This is a genomic window from Streptomyces sp. NPDC002232 (assembly GCF_042890295.1).
Classification (GTDB): Bacteria; Actinomycetota; Actinomycetes; order Streptomycetales; family Streptomycetaceae; genus Streptomyces.
The window spans coordinates 979,770-1,001,325 of sequence record NZ_JBIARV010000005.1 but is presented as its reverse complement, the minus strand read 5'-3'; the positions used below and the strand labels follow the sequence as shown (position 1 = coordinate 1,001,325).

At 73.5% G+C, this 21,556-nt stretch carries 21 protein-coding genes; 14 read left to right on the top strand and 7 right to left on the bottom strand.

The window, feature by feature from the left end; translation table 11 throughout:
- A complete protein-coding gene (locus ACFYXU_RS27570) occupies positions 1–1,356 on the top strand; it encodes a polysialyltransferase family glycosyltransferase (RefSeq protein ID WP_376510199.1) in 1,356 nt (451 codons plus the stop codon).
- A 112-nt stretch (positions 1,357–1,468) separates the two neighbouring features.
- On the opposite strand, the gene ACFYXU_RS27565 is transcribed toward ACFYXU_RS27570, so the two are convergent.
- Entirely contained in the window at positions 1,469–2,242 is a 774-nt protein-coding gene (locus tag ACFYXU_RS27565; protein WP_376510197.1) for a VOC family protein, read from the bottom strand.
- Between the two features lie 160 nt (positions 2,243–2,402).
- Between ACFYXU_RS27565 and ACFYXU_RS27560 the strand changes: the two genes are divergently transcribed.
- Positions 2,403–3,230, top strand: coding sequence for a sulfurtransferase (locus ACFYXU_RS27560; RefSeq protein WP_389460438.1), 828 nt, complete (start codon positions 2,403–2,405; stop codon positions 3,228–3,230).
- A 118-nt stretch (positions 3,231–3,348) separates the two neighbouring features.
- Here ACFYXU_RS27560 and sepH read toward each other — a convergent pair whose 3' ends face one another.
- A complete protein-coding gene (gene sepH, locus ACFYXU_RS27555; RefSeq protein ID WP_361404162.1) occupies positions 3,349–4,422 on the bottom strand; it encodes a septation protein SepH in 1,074 nt (357 codons plus the stop codon).
- Positions 4,423–4,954: 532 nt separating this feature from the next.
- Here sepH and ACFYXU_RS27550 point away from each other — a divergent pair.
- On the top strand, positions 4,955–5,764 hold the full coding sequence (locus tag ACFYXU_RS27550) for a hypothetical protein (protein ID WP_389460435.1): 810 nt from the start codon (positions 4,955–4,957) through the stop codon (positions 5,762–5,764).
- 31 nt (positions 5,765–5,795) lie between these two features.
- Here the strand turns inward: ACFYXU_RS27550 and ACFYXU_RS27545 are convergent, their stop codons facing one another.
- Together ACFYXU_RS27545 and ACFYXU_RS27540 are read right to left on the bottom strand one after the other, a co-directional pair.
- Entirely contained in the window at positions 5,796–7,145 is a 1,350-nt protein-coding gene (locus ACFYXU_RS27545) for a D-arabinono-1,4-lactone oxidase (protein ID WP_376510191.1), read from the bottom strand.
- Positions 7,075–8,349, bottom strand: a complete 1,275-nt coding sequence (locus ACFYXU_RS27540; protein WP_376510190.1) for an MFS transporter — start codon at positions 8,347–8,349, stop codon at positions 7,075–7,077. The genes ACFYXU_RS27545 and ACFYXU_RS27540 overlap by 71 nt, the downstream gene beginning before the upstream one ends.
- A gap of 167 nt (positions 8,350–8,516) precedes the next feature.
- On the opposite strand from ACFYXU_RS27540, the gene ACFYXU_RS27535 reads away from it, so the two are divergent.
- Entirely contained in the window at positions 8,517–9,644 is a 1,128-nt protein-coding gene (locus tag ACFYXU_RS27535; protein WP_389408435.1) for a ferrochelatase, read from the top strand.
- Between the two features lie 9 nt (positions 9,645–9,653).
- Complete coding sequence (locus ACFYXU_RS27530) at positions 9,654–10,463, top strand: inositol monophosphatase family protein (protein WP_376510189.1); 810 nt, start codon at positions 9,654–9,656, stop codon at positions 10,461–10,463.
- 226 nt (positions 10,464–10,689) lie between these two features.
- Here ACFYXU_RS27530 and ACFYXU_RS27525 read toward each other — a convergent pair whose 3' ends face one another.
- Complete coding sequence (locus tag ACFYXU_RS27525; RefSeq protein WP_015036717.1) at positions 10,690–10,863, bottom strand: hypothetical protein; 174 nt, start codon at positions 10,861–10,863, stop codon at positions 10,690–10,692.
- A gap of 361 nt (positions 10,864–11,224) precedes the next feature.
- Between ACFYXU_RS27525 and ACFYXU_RS27520 the strand changes: the two genes are divergently transcribed.
- The 4 genes from ACFYXU_RS27520 (at position 11,225) to ACFYXU_RS27505 (ending at position 14,935) form a co-directional block, all read left to right on the top strand.
- Complete coding sequence (locus tag ACFYXU_RS27520) at positions 11,225–11,878, top strand: response regulator transcription factor (RefSeq protein ID WP_017237674.1); 654 nt, start codon at positions 11,225–11,227, stop codon at positions 11,876–11,878.
- A gap of 4 nt (positions 11,879–11,882) precedes the next feature.
- Positions 11,883–13,175 carry a sensor histidine kinase gene (locus ACFYXU_RS27515; RefSeq protein ID WP_389408437.1) on the top strand — a complete coding sequence of 431 codons (1,293 nt, stop codon included), beginning with the start codon at positions 11,883–11,885 and terminating at the stop codon, positions 13,173–13,175.
- Between the two features lie 395 nt (positions 13,176–13,570).
- On the top strand, positions 13,571–13,867 hold the full coding sequence (locus ACFYXU_RS27510; protein WP_003955561.1) for a DUF4193 domain-containing protein: 297 nt from the start codon (positions 13,571–13,573) through the stop codon (positions 13,865–13,867).
- A gap of 12 nt (positions 13,868–13,879) precedes the next feature.
- Positions 13,880–14,935, top strand: coding sequence for a hypothetical protein (locus ACFYXU_RS27505; protein WP_389460432.1), 1,056 nt, complete (start codon positions 13,880–13,882; stop codon positions 14,933–14,935).
- Positions 14,936–15,117: 182 nt separating this feature from the next.
- Here the strand turns inward: ACFYXU_RS27505 and ACFYXU_RS27500 are convergent, their stop codons facing one another.
- A complete protein-coding gene (locus tag ACFYXU_RS27500; RefSeq protein ID WP_376517567.1) occupies positions 15,118–15,609 on the bottom strand; it encodes a DUF3093 domain-containing protein in 492 nt (163 codons plus the stop codon).
- 58 nt (positions 15,610–15,667) lie between these two features.
- On the opposite strand from ACFYXU_RS27500, the gene ACFYXU_RS27495 reads away from it, so the two are divergent.
- The 4 genes from ACFYXU_RS27495 to ACFYXU_RS27480 all read left to right on the top strand — a co-directional run bounded on the left by ACFYXU_RS27495 (position 15,668) and on the right by ACFYXU_RS27480 (position 18,491).
- Positions 15,668–16,252 carry a PaaI family thioesterase gene (locus tag ACFYXU_RS27495; RefSeq protein ID WP_376517565.1) on the top strand — a complete coding sequence of 195 codons (585 nt, stop codon included), beginning with the start codon at positions 15,668–15,670 and terminating at the stop codon, positions 16,250–16,252.
- Entirely contained in the window at positions 16,252–16,764 is a 513-nt protein-coding gene (dut, locus tag ACFYXU_RS27490) for a dUTP diphosphatase (protein ID WP_041134307.1), read from the top strand. The genes ACFYXU_RS27495 and dut overlap by 1 nt, the downstream gene beginning before the upstream one ends.
- 1 nt (position 16,765) lies before the next feature.
- A complete protein-coding gene (locus ACFYXU_RS27485; RefSeq protein WP_329857206.1) occupies positions 16,766–17,527 on the top strand; it encodes a DUF3710 domain-containing protein in 762 nt (253 codons plus the stop codon).
- Between the two features lie 235 nt (positions 17,528–17,762).
- On the top strand, positions 17,763–18,491 hold the full coding sequence (locus tag ACFYXU_RS27480; protein WP_376511080.1) for an ABC transporter ATP-binding protein: 729 nt from the start codon (positions 17,763–17,765) through the stop codon (positions 18,489–18,491).
- 75 nt (positions 18,492–18,566) lie between these two features.
- Here the strand turns inward: ACFYXU_RS27480 and ACFYXU_RS27475 are convergent, their stop codons facing one another.
- Complete coding sequence (locus ACFYXU_RS27475) at positions 18,567–18,791, bottom strand: YciI family protein (protein ID WP_389460430.1); 225 nt, start codon at positions 18,789–18,791, stop codon at positions 18,567–18,569.
- 183 nt (positions 18,792–18,974) lie between these two features.
- Between ACFYXU_RS27475 and ACFYXU_RS27470 the strand changes: the two genes are divergently transcribed.
- Positions 18,975–21,521, top strand: a complete 2,547-nt coding sequence (locus tag ACFYXU_RS27470) for an ATP-binding protein (RefSeq protein WP_389460428.1) — start codon at positions 18,975–18,977, stop codon at positions 21,519–21,521.
- The last annotated feature ends 35 nt before the right edge of the window (positions 21,522–21,556 follow it).

Below are 21,556 nucleotides of genomic sequence, written 5' to 3'. Positions count from 1 at the left end.
ATGGCACCCGCCCCCGAGCCCGCCGCCGATCTGCCGGTCCAGATCTTCCAGGCTTCCACCCTGTACGGAGCGGCCACCCTCGCCGCCGCGCTCGACGCCGGACAGTTCGGCCCCCGCGGCTCCGCCCGCAGGCTCCTGCTCCTCTCGCACAACGCCGAGATCCCCGAGACCGCGCTGCGCCTGGAGACCATGACCGGGTACGGCCGGATCGCCGCCCGCTTCGACGGCACCCTCGACTGGAACGAGACGATCCGCCCGTACCACCCCGCCGCCTGGGCCCCCCGCCCCGAAGAGGCGCCGCTCTGGCAGCGCGTCCTGCGCACCGCCTGGGACCTGGGCACCGGTCCGGTCGAGCTGATCGTCGAATCCATCCAGGTCAACCCGGCCAAGGCGCTCGCCGGCACCTTCCCCGAGAGCACCGTGCACGTCTACGCCGACGGCCTCATGAGCTACGGCCCGACCCGCTCCGACCTCGCGCAGTCGATCGCCTGCCGCGTGCGCCGGGTCCTCCACCTCGACCTCGTGCCGGGGCTGCGGCCCCTCCTCCTCACCGAGTACGGGGTCGAGTCCGAGCTCGTGCCCGACGCCGCCTTCCGTGCCGTGCTCGCCGAGATCGCCGAGGACGCGGCCGGCGACCCGGAGATCGTCCGCGCCGCCTCGGCGGAGCCGACGGCGCTGCTCCTCGGCCAGTACCTCGCCGCCCTGTCCCTCCTCACCGCCGAGGAGGAGGAGGACCTGCACGTACGGATGCTGCGCGGGGCCGCCGCGGCCGGGCACCGCTCGATCGTCTTCAAGCCCCACCCGACCGCGCCCGCCCGCTACTCCCAGGCCCTGGACGAGGAGGCCGAGCGGAGCGGCGTACGCCTCACGGTCCTGGACGGACCCCTGCTCGCCGAGACCTTCTACGAGCGCTGCCGGCCGGAACTGGTCGTCGGCTGCTTCTCCACGGCGATGATCACCGCCGCGGTCTACTACGGCGTCCCCATCGCGCGCGTGGGCACGGAGGAGGTCCTCGCCCGGCTCACCCCCTTCGAGAACAGCAACCGCGTCCCGCTCACCGTCGTCGACCACCTGGTCGCGGACCTGGAGGGGGGCGAGGAACCCGCCCTGCCCGGTGTGGCACCGGCCTCGCTGACGCCGCTGGTCCGTGCCGTCGGCTACTGCATGCGCCACAAGGTCCATCCGGGGCTGCGCGCTGAGGCCGTCGCCTTCCTCGCGGAGCACCACGCCGAGCCCGGCACCGCGCACCACTTCACCGTCGAGCGCCTGACCGAGCTCGGACTGCCCGGCGGCGGCCCCGCCCCGACGGGCACGTCCCGGCTGCGCCGGAGCCTGGCACGGAGCCGACGGGCCTGAGCCGAGGGCGCCGGCACCGGAGGGCTCAGCGCTCGCTCACCGGAAGGCTGAGCACTCGTCGAAACACTCGGTGCTCAGCGCTCGCCGACACACCCGGCACTCACCGGAACGCTCAGCGCTCGCCCGACCGCACCAGGGTGAACACCGCGCCCTCCGGGTCCGCCACCAGGGCCAGCCGTCCCGCCGTGCCGTCGCGCGGCGGGCGGAGCACCCGGCCGCCGAGCTCCAGCACGAGGGCCGCCGCCGCGTCCGTGTCGGCGACCTCGAAGTACGTCATCCAGTGCGGGCCCCGGTCCCGGGGGAGCGCGTCGCCGACACCGTGCAGCGAGGCCACCGGGGCCCCCGCCACATGGAGCGTCGCGTAGTCGTGGTCCGCGGAGACGACCGGCTCCACCTCGTAGCCGAAGACCGACCGGTAGAACTTGCCGGTCGCGGACGTCTCGTACGTGAGGAGCTCGTTCCACACCGGTGTCCCCGGTGGCCCGGCGATCACCGTGCCGTGGTGCTCCTCCGCCTCCCAGACGCCGAAGACCGCGCCGACGGGGTCGGAGCAGAGGGCCATGCGGCCCGCCTCGCCCGCGTCCAGCGGGCCGACGGCGACGGTGCCGCCGCAGCCGCGGATGCGCTCGGCGGTCTCGTCGGCGTCGTCGGTGGCCAGATACGGGGTCCAGGCGATGCGCAGGTGCCGGTCCGGCGGCAGCTGGCCGATGCCCGCCACCTCCTTGCCGCCGAGCAGGGCGCGCACGTACGGGCCGAGCTGCTGGGGCCCGGGGACGAACTCCCAGCCGAAGAGCGCGTTGTAGAACTCCTGGGTGGCGTCAAGTCCGTGCACCATCAGGCTCACCCAGCAGGGTGTGCCGGGCGATCGCGGAGCCGCCTCGGTCATCGTCACTCTCTCCTCGGACCATCGTCGTGGCCGTTTCCCCGTCCGATGGTGCCACCGACGGCGTCGCCGCGCGTCCCGGCCGCACCGGTCGTGGCGCGATCCGTACGCGGGCCGCCGGGTCCGTCCCCGCGCGCGGCGCGGCTGCGCGAGGATGACCCCCATGAACCCCATCATCTCCGCAAGCGAACTGCTGAGCGAGTCGGCCGGGCCGAGGCCGCCGGTCCTCCTGGACGTCCGCTGGACGCTCGGGGGCCCGCCCGGGCGGCCCGCCTACGAGGCCGGCCACCTTCCCGGCGCGGTCTACGTCGACCTCGACGCGGACCTCGCGGGCCCGCCCGGGAGCGGCGGCCGCCACCCGCTGCCCGACCCGGAGGCCTTCGGCGCCGTGATGCGCCGGGCGGGCGTCTCGGCGGACGCGCCGGTCGTCGTCTACGACGGGGGGCTCGGCTGGGGCGCGGCCCGCGCCTGGTGGCTGCTCCGCTGGGCGGGCCACCCCGACGTGCGGGTCCTGGACGGGGGCCTCGCGGCCTGGACCGGCGAGGTCACGGAGAAGGTCCCCGCCCCCGAGCCGGGCGACTTCCGGCCGGAGCCGGGCGCACTCGGACTGCTCGATGCCGACGCGGCGGCGGCGTTCCCGGGTACGGGGCTGCTCCTGGACGCGCGGGCGGCCGAGCGCTACCGGGGGGACGTGGAGCCGATCGACCGGGTCGGCGGGCACATCCCGGGCGCGGTCTCGGCGCCGACGACGGAGAACGTCGACGCGGAGGGCCTCTTCCTGGCCGCCGACGTCCTGCGGGACCGCTTCACCGCCCTCGGCGCGGGCGAGGGGACGCCGGTGGCCGTCTACTGCGGCTCGGGCGTGTCGGGCGCCCACGAGGTGCTCGCCCTGGAGATCGCGGGCATCCCGGCGGGCCTCTACGCCGGTTCCTGGTCGGAGTGGTCCGCCGACCCGGCCCGGCCGGTCGCCACGGGCCCGGACCCGAGGTAACCACCCGGCCGGTACGCGGCACTGCGGTCCCGGAGAGGGTGACCTTCCGGCCGTACGGGAAGGGCCCGCGCCGTCCGACGGCGCGGGCCCTTCCCGTACACATACGTGCCTACGGCGGTCAGTCCTGCTTCTTCCTGCGGGTGCCGAAGACGATCTCGTCCCAGCTCGGCACGGCCGCGCGGCGGCCCGGGCGGACGCCGTCCGCCTCCGCCTGGCGGTCGGTGGCGCCGTGCAGCCGGTCCCGGTGGCCCGAGACCGCCCGGGGCATCAGGACGTCGGCGTACGCCGAACCCGCGCCCGCCGAGGCGGCCGGGGCCGGGGGCTCCTCCGCCTCCGGCTCGTCGGTCGGCTCGCCGTCCGGCTGCTCGGGCACCACCATGTCGCCGCGGAAGCTCGGCACGGCCTCCAGCAGGCTCGTCAGCGAATCCCGCTCGTCCTCCGGCTCGACGGGCGAGGGCGCCCGCTCCAGCTGGCGGTCGGACCGGTCGATCTGGCGGTCCAGGGCGCGGTCGAGCGGCCTGTCCCGGGGCAGCCGGGCGATACGCGGCACGAAGGGGAAGCTGGGCTCCGGGGCGGCGGCGATCGTGTCGTCGGTCTCGCCGATGAGGGCCCGCGCCTCGTCGTCCACGGCCTGGACGAGCCGCCTCGGCGGGTCGTACGTCCAGCTGGCGGTGTGGACCTCGCCCGCGACCCGGTAGACGAGCAGCACCTCCCAGGTGCCGTCGTCGCGCCGCCAGGAGTCCCACTGCACGGTGTCCTTCTCGGCGCCGCGCAGCAGCAGCCGCTCCTGCACCGCTTCGCCGAGCTGGGGCCCGCTGTTCTCCCCGGGCCTGCGCACCGGCGTCTTGCGGGCGCGCTCGGCCATGAAGGCGCGCTCCGCGAGCACGGGGCCCTCGAAGCGGCGCACGCGGTCGACGGGGATGCCGGCGAGCTGGGCGACCTCCTCGGCGGAGGCACCGGCCCTTATACGGGCCTGGATGTCGCGGGGGCGGAGGTGGCTCTCCACCTCGATCTCGATCTGGCCGAGGCGCGCGCGGTCGTTGCGCACGGCGGCGCGGAGCCGCTCGTCGATCGGAAGTGTGTACTCCGTGCTGTCAGCAGCCTTCAGCACCAGTCGTGTGCCGTCGTTGGAGACGGCCACGACACGCAGTTCGGGCATGGGGACCTCCCGGGTGGTGCCTGCCGACGTCACGTGCGTCGCTGCTTCCGCTAGTCGAGTGTGGCCTGCCCGGGTGCAGCCTGCCACTACCTTGCCGAGTTGCCCGGCGTGTCGGGCATGGACCCTGGGACGCCGTTATGGCACGGTTACCTGTTCACTACCCGGAGTGACTGGCTGTCACTCTCCGCAGTCGATTCCCGCGCGGTGCCGAGGCGCCGCCGGTTCGAGCGCCGTGTCCGGCCCCCTCCCCGTGTTCCCGGGCACCCGTCAGGGCGTCCGGTACCCAGGGTTCGTCAATGTACTCCATTCGGGCCACCTGGGTGGACCGGCGCGCCGCTCAACTTGTCGGGCGGTACGGGAGTTGAGTGTCCGTGATCTTCCCCCGTACGTGGCGCTCTTCACAGAAACACCAGAAACGGAACTAATCGCTTCTCCCGTATGTCCCTTCTGGGTGCAAGGCAAACGGATGGATCACCAGGGGTCGGAGATGCTGCACAGGCCGGAAACCGACAGGGACGAGCCGGAGGAGGCGACGAAGAGCGGGGGGAGAAGGATCGACCTGAGCGTGGCTCAGGTCTCCGGCAGCGCCCTGGCCGCGGTCATCGCCGCCAAACTCGCCTCGACCCTCGGCGTGTACGGCACGATCCTCGGCGCCGGTGTGATCAGCATCATCGCGACCTGCGGCGGACCGCTCTTCCAGCACCTCTTCCGGCGCACCGGCGAGCAGGTGCGCGACGCGACCGCGGCGTCCAGGCCGAAGGGTCGTCAGGTCCCGGTCCCGGCCGCTCCGCGGGACGACCGCACCCTCATGCTCGGTACGGTGCGGGGCCCGCTGCCCTCCGGCGAGCCGGCCGACGAGGAGTTCGGCGAGGCGACCACCCACGGCACGCGCGTGCGGGGCTGGAAGCGCCCGGCGATCGCCGCCGCGCTCGTCTTCGGCGTCACCATGGGCGGCATCACCGCCTACGAGCTGGTCTCCGGCCAGGACTTCAGCGGCAAGCAGGGCACCACCACCTTCGGCTCCGTCGTCCGCGGCGGGGACGCGGGCCGTGACACCCCCGAGCGGGACCGGGCGCCGGCCCCCGCCCCGTCCGGATCCGCCGACGGCACCGGACAACGGCGGGACGGCACCGCCACCCCCACGGAGGACCCCACGCCGAGTGGGGAGCCGGCCACCGGGACGCCGTCGACGGAGCCCACCCCCTCCGGGACCGGCACCGCGACCACACCCACACCCGCGCCGACGCCGACGGGCCCGACGACGGAACCGACCGCGCCGACCCAGGAGCCGACGACCGAGGCTCCGACGGAGGTCCCGTCGGTCCCGGCGCCGGCCGCGGGCGCGACCGAGGTCCCGGGCACGGGGGCCGAGTGAACTGCCGGTCGCGCCGCCGCCCGGCCGGCCGTCAGTCGCCCAGCACCCGTCGCAGGTAGTCGTTGGCGAAGAGCCGGTCCGGGTCGAGCCGGTCGCGCAGCGCCGTGAACTCGGCGAAGCGCGGATAGGCCTCGGACAGGTAGGCGGCGTCCCGGGTGTGCACCTTGCCCCAGTGGGGGCGGCCCCCGTGCGCCGTCATGATGCGCTCCACCGCGGTGAAGTACCCGTGGTGGGGCGTGCCCCGGTACAGGTGGACGGCGATGTAGGCGGTCTCCCGCCCCGAGGCCGTGGACAGCGCGATGTCGTCCGCCGGCGCCGTGCGCACCTCCACGGGGAAGCTCACCTTGAGCGGCGAGCGCTCGACCATCGCCTTGAGCTCGCGCAGCGCGGCGACCGCTTCCGCGCGCGGAAGCGCGTACTCCATCTCCAGGAAGCGGACCCGGCGCGGCGAGGTGAAGACCTTGTACGGGACGTCGGTGTACGTACGGGCCGACAGGGCCCGGCTGGAGACCTTCGCGAGCGACGGGATGACCGGCGGCACCGCGCGGCCCAGCGAGCAGGCGAGCTGGAAGACGCCGTTGGAGAGGAACTCGTCCTCGATCCAGCCGCTGATCCGTCCGGGCGGCGCGGCCGGGCCCGCGCTGCGGTTGTTGCGCTTGGTGTTGCAGTTGTCCGTGTGGGGGAACCAGTAGAACTCGAAGTGCTCGTTCTCCGCGTGCAGCGCGTCGAACTCCGAGGTGACCCGGTCGAAGGTCATCGGCTCCTCGCGCGCGGTGAGCAGGAAGACCGGCTCCACCGCGAAGGTGATCGCGGTGATCACGCCGAGCGCTCCCAGGCCGATCCGGGCGGCCGCGAAGACCTCCGGATTCTCCTTCGCCGAGCAGGTCAGCAGCTCGCCGGAGGCCGTCACCAGCTCCAGCTCGCGGATCTGGGCGGCGATGGAGGCCGACTCGCGGCCCGTGCCGTGGGTGCCGGTGGAGGTGGCGCCGGCGACGGTCTGCTCCATGATGTCGCCCATGTTCGTGAGCGACAGGCCCTCCCGGGCCAGCGCCACGTTGAGCCGCTTCAGCGGGGTGCCCGACTCGACCGTGACGGTCATCGCCTCGCGGTCGATCCGCCGGATCCCGGTCAGCAGGCCGGGACGGACGAGCACGCCGTCGGTGGCCGCGATCGAGGTGAACGAGTGGCCGGTGCCGACGGTCTTGACCCGCAGGCCGTCCTCGGCCGCCCGGCGCACCGCCTCGGCGAGCTCCTCGGCCGAGGCCGGACTCACCTCCCGCACCGGGCGGGAGGTCACGTTCCCCGCCCAGTTACGCCACGGGCTGCCCGCCGTCCTGGCGCTCCCCGACCCCGCTGTCCCCGCTGCTGTCGTCGTGCCCACGCTGCCCCTCCCGGTTCGGCACCGGCCTGCGCAGCCGGCGGTGTCCGAGGAGACCCACCACGGCCGCGAGCGCGCCCGAGACGACGGGCACCACGTACCCCGCCTCCGCCCCCGACGCGTCGACCACCCAGCCGGCGGCCGAGGAGCCGAGCGCCACGCCGATGGCGAGCCCGGTACCCGTCCAGGTCATGCCCTCGGTCAGCTTGGTGCGCGGTACGTGCGCTTCGACGAGGGCCATGGTGGTCACCATCGTCGGTGCGATGGACAGGCCCGCGACAAAGAGCGCCACGGCCAGCAACGGCAGGTTCCCGGCCAGTAGGAGGGGGATCATACTCACGGCCATCGCGCAGGTGCCCAGGAGCCACCGGCGGGACGGATCGCCCTTGAGGTGCAGCAGTCCGAAGACGGCACCGGCCAGGCCGGAGCCGAGCGCGTAGACGGCCAGGACCAGGCTCGCGGCGGCCTTGTGTCCCTCCTGCTCGGCGAAGGCCACGGTCACCACGTCGACCGAGCCGAAGATCGCGCCCGTCGCGACGAAGGCGAGGGTGAGCACCTGGAGGCCGGGGGAACGGAGGGCGGAGACGCCCCGGGTGCCCCGCTGGTGGGGGTGGGGGGCCGGTTCCGTGGCGCGCTGCGAGGTCAGCCAGAAGACGCCCACGGCCAGGAAGGCACCGGCGAAGAGCGGACCGGCCTCGGGGAACCAGGCGGTGGACAGGCCGATGGAGAGGATCGGGCCGAAGATGAAGCACGTCTCGTCGACGATCGACTCCCAGGAGTACGCCGTGTGCAGGCGCCGCTCCTCGCCCCGGTAGATCTCCGCCCAGCGGGCGCGGATCATCGCGCCGACGCTCGGCACGCAGCCGATCACGGCGGTGAAGACGAAGAGGGTCCAGTCCGGTGCCTTCTGCTGCACGCACAGCAGGAGCCCGGCGGCCGCGACCATGGAGACCAGCGTCACCGGCCGGAGCACCCTGCGCTGTCCGTGCCGGTCGACCAGGCGGGAGACCAGCGGGCCGAGGACCGCGGCGGAGGCCGCGAGCGTCGCCGAGAGCGCGCCGGCCAGCCCGTACCGGCCGGTGACCTGCGAAATCATGGTCACGATGCCGATGCCCATCATGGACAGCGGCATGCGGCCGAGGAACCCCGCGACGGAGAACGATGCGGTGCCGGGCGCCGCGAAGATCGCGCGGTAGGGACTGGGCAAGTGAGGTCCTTGGTCAAACGTGTAATTAATAGCTAAAGCCTACGGTGTTGAAGTCGATCGGTCATCCTCGTTTTTCGGACGAACGCGGGGACGCACGCTTGTGCGGACCGCCAGGCACGGAAGGGCCGCGCCCCGCGCGGCCGGAGGCGGGTGGGAGGATCGGTGCCATGTCCGATCAGCACGATCCCGCCCCGTACGACGCCCTGCTGCTGCTCTCCTTCGGCGGCCCCGAGGGCCCGGACGACGTGGTCCCGTTCCTGGAGAACGTGACCCGCGGCCGCGGCATCCCGAAGGAACGGCTCAAGGAAGTGGGGCAGCACTACTTCCTCTTCGGCGGCGTCTCCCCGATCAACGACCAGAACCGCGCGCTCCTCGACGCGCTGCGGAAGGACTTCGCGCAGGCCGGACTCGGCCTGCCGGTCTACTGGGGAAACCGGAACTGGGCGCCCTACCTCACCGACACCCTCCGCGAGATGGTCACCGACGGGCGGCGCCACATCGCCGTCCTCGCCACCAGCGCGTACGCCTCCTACTCCGGCTGCCGCCAGTACCGCGAGAACCTCGCCGACGCGCTCGCCACCCTGGAGGCGGAGGGGCTCCCGCTGCCCCGGGTCGACAAGCTCCGGCACTACTTCAACCACCCCGGCTTCGTCGAGCCGATGGTCGAGGGCGTCCTCGCCTCCCTCGCCGAGCTCGACCCCGCCGTACGGGACGGCGCCCACCTCGCCTTCACCACCCACTCCATCCCCGACTCCGCCGCCGACAGCTCGGGCCCGGTCACCGAGCACGGCGAGGGCGGGGCCTACGTCCGCCAGCACCTCGACGTGGCGCGGATTGTCGCCGACGCGGTCCGCGAGCGGACCGGGACCGACCACCCCTGGAAGCTCGTCTACCAGTCCCGCAGCGGCGCCCCCCACATCCCGTGGCTGGAGCCCGACATCTGCGACCACCTGGAGGAGCTGCACGGCGCCGGCGCGCCCGCCGCCGTCATGGTCCCGATCGGCTTCGTCTCCGACCACATGGAGGTCCTGTACGACCTCGACACGGAGGCCACCGCCAAGGCCGCCGAGCTCGGCCTGCCGGTCCGGCGCTCGGCGACCGTCGGGGCCGACCCGCGCTTCGCCGCGGCCGTCCGCGAGCTCGTCCTGGAGCGCGCCGCGCACGAGCGGGGGACCAGGGCCGAGCGGTGCGCCCTCGGCGCCCTCGGCCCCTCGCACGACCTCTGCCCGATCGGCTGCTGCCCGGCCAGGGCCGATCGGCCCGCCGCGGCCGGCGCCGACAGCCCGTACGCGTAAGGAGTCCGCGTGACCGACCTTCCCGACCCCCTGCTCACCGAACTGCTCGACCTGGCCCTGGAGGCCGCCCGGCGCGCCGGAGCGCTGCTGCGCGACGGACGGCCGGACGACCTCGCCGTGGCGAAGACCAAGTCGAGTCCCATCGACGTCGTCACCGAGATGGACATCGCCGCCGAGAAGCTGATCACCGGCTTCCTCGCCGAGCACCGCCCGCAGGACGGCTTCCTCGGCGAGGAGGGCGCGTCCAGCCCCGGCACCAGCGGGATCCGCTGGGTCATCGACCCGCTCGACGGCACGGTGAACTACCTCTACGGCCTGCCGACCTGGGCGGTCTCCATCGCCGCCGAACGCGACGGCGAGACCGTCGTCGGCGTGGTCGAGGCCCCGATGCGCGGCGAGACCTACCGGGCGGTCCTCGGCGGCGGCGCGTACGCGGGGGAGCGGCGGCTCGCCGTGCGCCCCTCGCCCCCGCTCGACCAGGCCCTCCTCGGCACCGGCTTCGGATACGTCCAGGCCCGCCGCGCGCACCAGGCGGAGGTGGCCCGGCGGGTCATCCCGCGCGTGCGCGACATCCGCCGCGGGGGCTCCGCCGCGATCGACCTGTGCGACGTCGCGGCGGGCCGCCTCGACGCCTACTACGAGCGCGGGCTCAACCCCTGGGACCTGGCGGCCGGCGCGCTCGTCGCCCGCGAGGCCGGCGGCCGCACGGGCGGCCGCCCCGGGGAGCCGGAGTCCGGGGAGCTGACCCTCGCGGCCTCTCCGGGCCTCTTCGGGCCCCTCCAGGAGCTCCTGGAGGACCTGGGGGCCTGGCACGACTAGGGCGGGGTCGTCGCACTCCCGTTGTCGCCCGCGGGGCAGACGGGAGTTTGACGACACGTCCTAGCGGGCCGGGAGACGGACGCACGGGGGCCCCGGTGCCAGGACGGCACCGGGGCCCCCGTGCGTACGGACGGCCTGCGGACCCGACGGTGCGGGTCGGAGACCGGGTACGGATCGAACGGGTGTCCGTGTCGGGCGGTGGGCCCGGGTGGACCGGTGGGACGGGTCAGACGCCCGGCGCGGCAACCTCCACGCCGTGCTCGGCGGCGAGCCGGTGGAGGTCTTCCAGCTCCGCCTGCTCCACCTCCGCCAGGTAGTCGTCGCCCGTCTCACGGGCCCGCGTGAGGTCCGTCTGCGTGGTCCTGATGCGGTGCAGCAGTCCTGCGGTGAAAGCGTCCATCGTGCGCCCCCTCCTCGTGGGTCCGGTGGCACGGGGGTGTGCCGAGGGTGGGTGGATCACACACTGCGAACTCTGGGGGACAGAGAGCGGTAGGTGGCGCGCCACATACAGGGCGTGATCACGGGGTGTGAAGTCGTCCTCCCCAGCCCCTTCCTCAGAGAAACCTCAACTGGCCCGAGAATCCGGTGAATTCTTCGCTCCGGCCCGCGCGCCCGTCGCGCGCCCCCCTCCCGCCCCCGGCCCCGCACCGCCGTCTTACAGCCGGTTTACGCGCGTACGGGGCAGGATGGACACGCACAGTCAGTGCGCAGATTTCAGCCGGTCCCCACCCCGGACAGCGGCTCAACGGGAAGGAAACGACGTGCGCGTACTCGTCGTCGAGGACGAGCAGCTGCTCGCCGATGCGGTGGCCACCGGACTGCGCCGGGAGGCCATGGCCGTCGACGTCGTGTACGACGGCGCCGCGGCCCTGGAGCGCGTCGGGGTCAACGACTACGACGTCGTCGTCCTGGACCGCGACCTCCCGCTCGTCCACGGGGACGACGTCTGCCGCAAGATCGTCGAGCTCGGCATGCCCACCCGCGTCCTGATGCTCACCGCTTCCGGCGACGTCAGCGACCGCGTCGAGGGCCTGGAGCTCGGGGCGGACGACTACCTTCCGAAGCCCTTCGCCTTCACCGAGCTCACCGCGCGCGTGCGGGCGCTCGGCCGCCGCACCACGGTCCCGCTCCCGCCCGTCCTGGAGCGCGCCGGCATCAAGCTCGACCCCAACCGCCGCGAGGTCTTCCGCGAGGGCAAGGAGGTCCAGCTCGCGCCGAAGGAGTTCGCGGTCCTGGAGGTCCTCATGCGCAGCGAGGGCGCCGTCGTCTCGGCCGAGCAGCTCCTGGAGAAGGCCTGGGACGAGAACACCGACCCCTTCACGAACGTCGTGCGCGTCACCGTCATGACCCTGCGCCGCAAGCTCGGCGAACCTCCGGTCATCGTCACGGTCCCCGGCTCCGGGTACCGGATCTGACCTGATGGCCACGACTCCCGCGCCCCACCCCCAAGCGCCTCCGAAACCCACCTGGGACCCCCGGGACCCCGTCCGGCCGCTGCTCCGGCCGACCATCCGGATACGGCTCACGCTGCTGTACGGCGGGATGTTCCTGATCGCCGGCATCCTGCTGCTGTCGATCATCTACCTCTTCACCGCCCAGGCACTCAGCGACAGCACCTCCCAGCTGCCCTTCAAGGTCGTCAACGGCACGGTCCAGCCCACCACCTCCGGGTGCCGGCTGCCCGAGTCGCCCACCGGCGACCAGCTCAACGACGCCGTCACGCTCTGTCTGCGGCACCAGAGCGACATCGCCCTGCACGACCTCCTGCGCAGGTCCCTCTTCGCCCTGCTGGGGCTGAGCATCATCGCCTTCGCCTTCGGCTACGCCATGGCGGGACGGGTGCTGTCCCCGCTCGGCCGGATCACCCGCACCGCGCGCCAGGTGGCCGGTTCCGACCTGACCCGGCGGATCGAGCTGGACGGACCGGACGACGAGCTCAAGGAGCTCGCCGACACGTTCGACGAGATGCTCGAACGGCTGGAACGGGCCTTCACGGCCCAGCAACGCTTCGTCGCGAACGCCTCCCACGAGCTACGGACCCCGCTCGCGATCAACCGCACCCTCCTGGAGGTCCACCTCTCGGACCCCGGGGCACCGGTGGAGCTCCAACAACTGGGCAAGACCCTGCTGGCGACCAACGAGCGCAGCGAGCAGCTCGTCGAGGGCCTGCTGCTGCTCGCCCGGAGCGACAACCAGATCATCGAGCGCAAACCCGTCGACCTGGCCGAGGTCGCCGAGCGGGGCGTCGACCAGGTGCACGCCGAGGCCGAGGCCAAGGGCGTGGAGATCCGCGGCGAGCGCGCGCCCGCCGTCGTCCAGGGCAACGGCGTGCTCCTCGAACGGATCGCGCTGAACCTGCTCCAGAACGCCGTGCGGTACAACGTGCCGAGCGAGCCGGGCCAGCGCGAACCGCTGCCGGAGAAGGGCGGTGGCGGGCGACGGGAGGGCGGCTGGGTGGAGGTCACCACCGAGACCAGGGACGGCCAGGCGGTCCTCGTCGTCTCGAACACGGGACCAGTGGTCCCCGCGTACGAGATCGACAACCTCTTCGAGCCCTTCCGGAGGCTCCGGCAGGAGCGGACCGGCAGCGACAAGGGGGTCGGCCTCGGCCTGTCGATCGCGCGTTCCGTGGCGCGTGCCCACGGCGGCCGTATCATCGCGGAGCCGCGCGAGGGCGGCGGACTCGTGATGCGCGTCACTCTGCCGATCTGACACACTGCACGAGCCGACCGGTTCCGTTCGCTTTGCGCGGAATTCCGGAGCCCCGATCCTGAGACGCTCATGTGTGATCGATCACAGGAAGAGGTGCCCGGCCCTCCACTCTCCGTGACCGAGAAATCCCTCGGAAAACCAGGAAAAGTCCGGGTTTCCGGGGCCCGGAATGACGGGAAGTACACGGGGTGGCGCCTGTGAGGGCCGCCCGGAGGACCGTGTACGGTCCGGTTCGCCACCCGAAGCCGATCACTCGCGAGAGTGCGCGACGGGTGTCGATTGAGTAACAGACCTTGATGTGAGGCAAAATCTCCGCCTCAGGTCGGGCACAAGTCCGACCTCTCACGCGTTACGTGCGCTGGAGACACCGCAACCACCCAGAGGGGGAGAGCGACATGGCAACGGATTACGACACCCCACGCAAGACCGACGACGACGTCGACTCGGACAGCCTTGAAGAACTGAAGGCCCGCCGGAACGACAAGTCGACCTCGACCGTCGACGTCGACGAGTTCGAGGCCGCCGAAGGCCTGGAGCTTCCCGGCGCCGACCTCTCGAACGAGGAGCTGGCCGTCCGGGTCCTGCCCAAGCAGGCCGACGAGTTCACGTGCATGAGCTGCTTCCTCGTGCACCACCGCAGCCAGCTGGCCCGGGAGAAGAACGGTCAGCCGATCTGCCGCGACTGCGACTGAGGTCGCTCGGCCGTGGCAGGCGACACACCGTCCCGGAAGCGGCGTCTGCGGCTCCCCAGGAGCCAGGAGACGCGCAAGGGCGGCACAGGCCCGGCAGAGGGCGCCCAGGAGGCACCTGAGGCCGAGCACGCCGCCTCCCTGCCCTCGCCCGACGCACGTGACGACGACGAGCGAGGCCTCCCGGCCTCGCTCGAAGCGGTCATGGAGGTCGCCGAGGCGGATCCGGCGCGCCCCGGGCAGGGCGACGCGGCGGTCCGTGAGGAGCAGGGCGACACGTCGCCCGGAGCACCACAGGGCGGACGCCTCGGCGCCGTCCGGCGGCTCGCCGATCCCGCGCGGACCCGGCTCGACCGCCTCAGGATCGACTCCGACCGGATCGAGGCCGTCCGGCGCGGGGTCACGCAGGGCGTGCGGCGCGGCGGAGACAGCGCCAAGGCCGGCCTCGGTCATCTGGCCGACCGGCTGATCGACCTCGCCCCGCGGATCCCCGTCCGCGACCTGGCGACCCTGCGCAGACAGTTCCCCGGTCTCGGCCCCGAGGAGCTCGCCGACAAACTCGTCGCCGGCGCGGCGAACGCGAGCTCGACCGTGGGCGCGAGCGTCGGCGCGGCGGCCATGCTGCCCGTACCCCCGGCCCTGCCGGCCGAGCTGGCGGCCGAGATCACCGGCGTCGCCGCCGTGGAACTCAAACTCATCGCCGAGCTGCACGAGGTCTACGGCCTCCGGCCCCCCGGCCGGCTCACCCAGCGCTCGGCGGCCTACCTGACCTCCTGGTCCGAGGAGCGGGGCATCGACCCCGCCCGGCCCACCACCGTCAACGCGGCCCTCGGCGGGCAGCTCAAGCGCGAACTGCGCCAGCAGATCATGAAACGCATGGTCCGCAACCTGCCGAACCTCATGCCCTTCATGGTGGGAGCCGCCGTCGGCGCCGTCATGAACCGCCGCGACACCAAGAGACTGGCCGGGCACATCCGCAAGGACCTCCGCGCCCGGCAGGTCCCCTGGGACTCCCTCACGGAGCTGCCCCCGCTGGAGCAGCCCGAGAACCCGAAGGAAATCGGCTTCTAGATCGATCGGCTTCTCGACGGGGCCCGCGCGCCTTTCGGGCTGATGGGCCCCGCGCCTTTCGGGCTGACGGGCCCCGCGCCGCTCGGGCCGGTCGGCTCCCGCGCGCCCCGGGCCGGCGCGCCCCTGGCGGCCGACCGCCCGAGAGCCCCGGCCGTCCGCCGGGGCCCGGGCCGCCGCAGCCGTCAGGCGCGCTCCGCCTCCAGGGCCGCGACCAGCGCCTCGGGGTCACGGCTGGACAGGTAGACGTACGGCGTCGGGTCCGCCGGGTCGGTCACCACGACCCGTACCGCCCCCGGCACGTAGCTGCGCATCAGCATGAAGGCGCGCGGGTCCGCCTTGTGGGTGCGCCAGGCGCGCGCCTCCTCCGCGTCGAGCACCTCGGCCGCCCCGAGCGCCGTGACCGGGATCCGGGCGTCGCCCGCCACCAGCGAGCCGGCCACCACCCGGATCCGCGCGGAGCCGTACGAGGAGACCGCCACACCGGCGAGGACCGCCGCCACGAGCAGGCCGCCCAGCGTCGGGACGGTGCCCAGCGGGAACATGATCAGGCCGCCGGAGAGCGCGAGCAGGGCCACGATCGCCCACCACGAGCCGGGAGCCTTCAGCCGCTCGTCGAAGCGCGGCGGGGCGGAGGGCGCGGGGGAGGGTGCCGGAGACGGTGCGGAAGGCTGCATGCGTCCAAGCTTGGCACGGCGCGACCTGCGCCCATCCGCGCGGGTAAGGTCTGCGCCTGTGACTGCAACATCTGCCGCCCTCACCCCGCCGGCCGACGCCATACCGCCGGTACGCCACCCCGACGCGCCCGCCCCCGGCGAGCTGCTCGGCGCGCACTACGAGTACTGCTTCGGGTGCGGCGGCGGGCAGCCCCACGGCCTCCACCTGGAAGCGCGCGCGGGCGAGGGCGTGACCGTCACCGCCGAGTTCACGGTGACCCCCGACCACCAGGGGGCCCCCGGCCTGGCGCACGGCGGCGTGCTCGCCACCGCGCTGGACGAGACCCTCGGCTCCCTGAACTGGCTGCTGCGGGTCATCGCCGTGACCGGACGTCTGGAGACCGACTTCGTGCGGCCCGTCCCGGTCGGCACCGTGCTCCACCTGGAGGCCGCCGTCACCGCCGTGCACGGCCGCAAGCTCTACTCGACCGCCGTCGGCCGGATCGGCGGGCCCGAGGGCCCCGTCGCGGTCCGGGCCGACGCCCTCTTCGTCGAGGTCAAGGTCGACCACTTCATCGACAACGGCCGCCCGGAGGAGATCCAGGCCGCCATGTCCGACCCCGACCAGGTCCGGCGCGCCCGCGCCTTCGAGGTGAACCCCTGATGCGCAACCCTGTCGACGTACTGATCCGGCGCGTGGACCCGGAGGTGCCGATCCCGGCCTACGGGCACCCCGGCGACGCCGGAGCCGACCTCGTGACCACCGAGGCCGCCGTCCTGGCGCCCGGCGAGCGCGCCGTCCTGCCCACCGGGGTCTCCATCGCCCTGCCGGACGGGTACGCGGCCTTCGTGCACCCGCGCTCCGGTCTCGCGGCCCGCTGCGGAGTGGCGCTCGTGAATGCCCCGGGGACGGTGGATGCCGGGTACCGTGGAGAGATCAAGGTGATCGTGGTCAATCTCGACCCGCGCGAGGACGTGCGGTTCGAGCGATTCGACCGGATTGCCCAACTTGTCGTCCAGCAGGTCGAGAAGGTCCGCTTCCACGAGGTGGCGGAGCTTCCCGGTTCGGCGCGGGCCGAGGGGGGCTTCGGGTCCACCGGCGGTCATGCCGCCGTGGACGGCACGACGGGTGGGAATCGATACGCTTCGGTCGTATCCGACCGGGAAGGACAGTGACGTGTTCGGACGTCGCAAGAAGAGCGGTGCCGCCGAGGACGCGGCGGGCGAGGCCGAGCAGGTCGTCGACGCGGTGGAGGACGAGGACGGCGCCGAGGCGCCGCGCCGCGTGAACCTTCCTCCCGCGCCCCGGCCCGACGGGCCCTGGGACATCTCCGAGGTCGCCAAGCCCGACGAGGGCCGCGTGGACCTCGGCGGGATCTTCGTGCCCGGAGTCGAGGGCATGGAGCTGCGCGTGGAGGTGGCGGGCGACGCGATCGTCGCGGCCACCGTCGTCCTGCGCGACAGCGCCGTACAGCTGCAGGCCTTCGCCGCCCCCAAGAACGAGGGCATCTGGGGCGAGGTCCGCGACGAGATCGCCACCGGCATCGTCCAGCAGGGCGGTGTCATCGACGAGGTCGAGGGCCCGCTCGGCTGGGAGCTGCGGGCGCAGGTCCCGGTGCAGCTGCCGGACGGCAACCGCGGCGTGCAGCTGGTCCGCTTCGTGGGCGTCGACGGACCCCGCTGGTTCCTGCGCGGAGTGATCTCGGGGCAGGGCGCGGTCCAGCCCGAGGCCGCCGGCCTCCTGGAGCAGATCGTCCGGGACACCGTGATCGTCCGCGGTGACGGCCCGATGGCCCCCCGCGACCCGATCGTCCTCAAGCTGCCGAACGACGCGCAGATGGTGCCGGACGGCGTGCAGCAGGAGGAGCAGGAGAACTCCCGCTTCTCCGGCGGCATGGGCCAGCTCCAGCGCGGTCCGGAGATCTCCGAGATCCGCTGAACCGCCGGGCCCCGGGCCCGCCACACCCGCCGGACCGCCCGCGCGGCCCGGTGTGGAGCAGACACGGCCGGTGGGCCGCTTCCTGTACCTCGCGTACGGGAAGCGGCCCACCGGCCGTTCGTCGTCCACCGGCCCGCTTCTTCGTCGTCCACAGGTCCGCGCCCCGGCCCTGGCCCTCGGCCCCGGCCGCGGACCATACTGACGGGCGCACCGGTTCGAAGAGGGGGAGCACAGGGTGAGTGAGAGCAGCACCGGGTCCGCGACGGCCGTCGTCGAGGACCCGTCCGGCATGCCGATGGTCCGCGTCGAGGGCCTCCGTCGTTCGTACGGCACGGGCGAGGCCGCCGTCCACGCCCTGCGCGGCGTCTCCTTCGACATCCCGCGCGGCGAGCTCGTCGCGCTCAAGGGCCGCTCCGGCTCCGGCAAGACGACCCTGCTCAACCTCGTCGGCGGGCTCGACACCGCCGACGGCGGCCGGATCGTCATCGACGGCACCGACCTCTCCACGCTCGGTGAGAACGGGCTGCTGGAGCTGCGCCGCGACCGGATCGGCTTCATCTTCCAATCCTTCGGACTGCTCCCGATCCTCTCCGCCGCCGAGAACGTCGGCGTGCCCCTGCGGCTGCGCAAGGAGGACCCCAGGGCGCGCGAGGAGCGGGTCGCCCTGATGCTCGGCCTCGTGGGCCTCGCCGACCACGCGAACCAGCGGCCGGGCGAGCTCTCCGGAGGCCAGCAGCAGCGCGTCGCCATCGCCCGCGCCCTCGCCAACAAGCCGGCCCTGCTGATAGCCGACGAGCCGACGGGCCAGCTCGACGCGGAGACCGGGCTCGCCGTCATGCAGCTGCTGCGCGCCGTGGTGCGCAGCGAGGGCTGCACCGCGCTGGTCGCCACCCACGACCCCCAGCTCCTCGGCCTGGCCGACCGGGTGCTGGAGCTCAGCGACGGCGAGATCATCGAGCACTGAGCGCACCGCCGTTGCGGGGTGCGGGGGCCGGCGTCGCCCCGCGCACCCCGCGCCGTGCCCCGCCGTACCCCCCGGTCACGCCTCCGTCGGCGGCGCGGACATCACCTCGCGGACCTCGATCGGCATGCGGAGCGGTGCGCCGCCGGGTCCGGGCGCCGCGGAGACCTCGGCCGCGATCTCCAGGGCCCGCTGCCGCGTGGGGACCTCGACGATCCACCAGCCCGCCAGGAACTCCTTCGTCTCCGCGAAGGGCCCGTCGGTCACCAGCGGCGCACCGTCCGCGCCCGCCCGGACGATCACAGCATGTACTGCATGAAGTGCTCCTCGCACGTGCCGCGCGGCGGCCCGGTGGCCGCCGTCACCCGGTGGTCGGAGCCGGGTCCGCGTTCTCGACACGGGTCCGCCATCAGGATCACGTCAATACCGCACCGGCCCCTCTCCCCGCGTGCGGAATGTCCGATTGGCTGGACGTATGGTCGAGCCATGGGACGCGGCAAGCTTCGGATCTACCTCGGCGCTGCGCCGGGCGTCGGCAAGACCTACGCGATGCTCTCCGAGGGCCACCGCAGGGTCGAGCGCGGCACGGACTGCGTGGTGGCCTTCGTGGAGCACCACGGCCGCCCGCGCACCGAGGTCATGCTGCACGGCCTGGAGCAGGTCCCGCGCCGCACCCTGGAGTACCGGGGGACGACCTTCCCCGAGATGGACATCGACGCCGTCCTCGCCCGGCGCCCCTCGGTCGCCCTCGTCGACGAGCTCGCCCACACGAACGTGCCGGGCTCCCGGAACCCCAAGCGGTGGCAGGACGTCGCCGAACTCCTCGCCGCCGGCATCGACGTCGTGTCGACCGTCAACATCCAGCACCTGGAGTCCCTCGGCGACGTCGTCGAGGCGATCACCGGCGTGCGCCAGCGGGAGACCGTCCCCGACGAGGTGGTGCGCAGGGCCGACCAGATCGAGCTGGTCGACATGTCCCCGGAGGCCCTGCGCCGCCGGATGGCCCACGGCAACGTCTACACCTCGGACAAGGTCGACGCGGCCCTCTCCAACTACTTCCGCCCCGGCAACCTCACCGCCCTGCGCGAGCTGGCGCTGCTGTGGACCGCCGACCGGGTCGACGAGTACCTCCGGCAGTACCGGGGCGAGCACAACATCCGCTCCACCTGGCAGGCCCGCGAGCGCATCGTCGTCGGCCTGACCGGAGGACCCGAGGGCCGCACCCTCATACGGCGCGCCACCCGGCTCGCCGAGAAGGGCGCGGGCGGCGAGGTCCTCGCCGTCTACATCGCCCGCAGCGACGGACTCACCGCGGCCTCCCCGAAGGAGCTCGCCGTCCAGCGGACCCTCGTCGAGGACCTCGGCGGAACATTCCACCACGTCATCGGCGACGACATCCCCTCCGCACTCCTGGAATTCGCCCGGGGCGTCAACGCCACCCAGATCGTCCTCGGCTCCAGCCGCCGCCGCACCTGGCAGTACGTCTTCGGCCCCGGCGTGGGACAGACCGTGGCCCGCGACTCCGGGCCCGACCTCGACGTCCACATCGTCACCCATGGCGAGGTCGCCAAGGGCCGGGGCCTGCCGGTCGCCCGAGGAGCTCGCCTCGGCCGCTCCCGCATCATCGGCGGCTGGCTCGTCGGGGTCGCCGGCCCGCTGGCCCTCGCCCTGCTCCTCACGCACGTCGACGCCGACCTCGGCCTCGCCAACGACATGCTGCTCTTCCTCGCCCTGACGGTCGCCGCCGCGCTCCTCGGCGGCTTCCTGCCCGCGCTGGCCTCGGCCGCCGTCGGCTCCTTCCTCCTCAACTGGTTCTTCACCCCGCCGCTCCACCGGCTGACCGTCGCCGACCCGCTGAACATCGTCGCCATCGCCGTCTTCTTCGGCGTCGCGATGTCCGTCGCCTCCGTGGTGGACCTGGCCGCCCGCCGCACCCACCAGGCCGCCCGCCTGCGCGCCGAGTCCGAGGTGCTGTCCTACCTCGCGGGCAGCGTCCTGCGCGGCGAGACGAGCCTCGACGCCCTCCTGGAGCGGGTCCGCGAGACCTTCTCCATGGAGTCGGTGGCCCTCCTGGAGCGTGCCGACGGGGTCCAGCCGTGGACACGGGCCGCCAGCGTCGGGCCCCACCCGGTGGCCCGCCCCGAGGACGCGGACGTGGACATGCCCGTCGGCGACCACCTGGCCCTCGCCCTGACCGGCCGGGTGCTGCCCGCCGAGGACCGGCGGGTGCTCGGCGCCTTCGCCGCTCAGGCCGCCGTCGTCCTCGACCGGCAGCGGCTCGTCGGCGAGGCCGAGGAGGCCCGGAAGCTCGCCGAGGGCAACAAGATCCGCACCTCCCTGCTCGCCGCCGTCAGCCACGACCTGCGGACGCCGCTCGCGAGCATCAAGGCCTCCGTCACCTCCCTGCGCTCCGACGACGTCGAATGGTCCGAGGAGGACCGCGCCGAACTCCTGGAGGGCATCGAGGCCGGCGCCGACCGCCTCGACCACCTCGTGGGCAACCTCCTCGACATGTCCCGACTCCAGACGGGCACGGTCACCCCGCTGATCCGTACCGTCGACCTCGACGAGGTCGTCCCCATGGCCCTCGGGGGAGTGCCGGACGGCAGCGCCGAGCTCGACATCCCGGAGACCCTGCCGATGGTCGAGGTCGACAAGGGCCTCCTGGAGCGGGCCGTCGCCAACATCGTGGAGAACGCCGTGAAGTACAGCCCCGAGGGCGAGCCCGTCGCCGTCGCGGCCAGTGCCCTGGGGGACCGCGTCGAGCTGCGGGTCGTGGACCGCGGCCCCGGCGTCCCCGACGAGGCCAAGGACGGCATCTTCGAGCCCTTCCAGCGCTTCGGCGACGCCCCGCGCGGCTCCGGCGTCGGCCTCGGCCTCGCGGTCGCCCGGGGCTTCGTCGAGGCCATGGGCGGCACCCTCGGCGCCGAGGACACCCCCGGCGGTGGCCTCACCATGGTGCTCACCCTGCGGGCCGCGCCGGGCGGGCCCGCCGTCCCCGCCACCGACCTCCCGGCCCACGCCGTGACCTGACGGCCATGGTCGCGATCGCGACCATGGCCGTGCCC

What these genes read in the sequence shown, in the direction of transcription:
- ACFYXU_RS27570 (WP_376510199.1), top strand. Translation starts at nt 1, where the DNA reads ATGGCACCCGCCCCCGAGCCCGCCGCCGATCTGCCGGTCCAGATCTTC.
- ACFYXU_RS27565 (WP_376510197.1), bottom strand. Translation starts at nt 2,242, where the DNA reads ATGACCGAGGCGGCTCCGCGATCGCCCGGCACACCCTGCTGGGTGAGC.
- ACFYXU_RS27560 (WP_389460438.1), top strand. Translation starts at nt 2,403, where the DNA reads ATGAACCCCATCATCTCCGCAAGCGAACTGCTGAGCGAGTCGGCCGGG.
- ACFYXU_RS27535 (WP_389408435.1), top strand. Translation starts at nt 8,517, where the DNA reads ATGTCCGATCAGCACGATCCCGCCCCGTACGACGCCCTGCTGCTGCTC.
- ACFYXU_RS27525 (WP_015036717.1), bottom strand. Translation starts at nt 10,863, where the DNA reads ATGGACGCTTTCACCGCAGGACTGCTGCACCGCATCAGGACCACGCAG.
- ACFYXU_RS27515 (WP_389408437.1), top strand. Translation starts at nt 11,883, where the DNA reads ATGGCCACGACTCCCGCGCCCCACCCCCAAGCGCCTCCGAAACCCACC.
- ACFYXU_RS27510 (WP_003955561.1), top strand. Translation starts at nt 13,571, where the DNA reads ATGGCAACGGATTACGACACCCCACGCAAGACCGACGACGACGTCGAC.
- ACFYXU_RS27500 (WP_376517567.1), bottom strand. Translation starts at nt 15,609, where the DNA reads ATGCAGCCTTCCGCACCGTCTCCGGCACCCTCCCCCGCGCCCTCCGCC.
- dut (WP_041134307.1), top strand. Translation starts at nt 16,252, where the DNA reads ATGCGCAACCCTGTCGACGTACTGATCCGGCGCGTGGACCCGGAGGTG.
- ACFYXU_RS27470 (WP_389460428.1), top strand. Translation starts at nt 18,975, where the DNA reads ATGGGACGCGGCAAGCTTCGGATCTACCTCGGCGCTGCGCCGGGCGTC.